The organism is Bradyrhizobium sp. sGM-13, assembly GCF_018398875.1.
GTDB lineage: Bacteria > Pseudomonadota > Alphaproteobacteria > Rhizobiales > Xanthobacteraceae > Bradyrhizobium.
Genome location: NZ_JAGWDK010000485.1, coordinates 1 through 222, shown reverse-complemented (window position 1 = coordinate 222; position 222 = coordinate 1). Strand labels below are relative to the sequence as shown.

Sequence of the window (222 nt, the reverse complement as noted above, 5' to 3'; positions counted from 1 at the left end):
AGGGCGTGCCGATCAAGCTGACGGTGTTTCCCGGCGCTTATCACGCATTCGATGCCCCGCAGCTCACGACGCCGCTCGTGTTGAAGGGCCATCATCTCGAATTCAACCAGGCAGCGGCGGATCAGTCGAGGGAGACGCTGCGCGATTTTCTTGACACGACCATCGGCAAGGGGGCGCAGTGACCATCAAAGCCGTTGTGTTCGACGCCTATGGCACACTTTA

1 pseudogene is annotated in these 222 nt (G+C 59.5%); it reads left to right on the top strand.

Going from position 1 to position 222, the window contains the following annotated elements:
* A pseudogene (locus KJQ96_RS39750) lies at window positions 1–182 on the top strand (dienelactone hydrolase family protein); the annotation flags it as partial.
* Window positions 183–222: the final 40 nt, after the last annotated feature.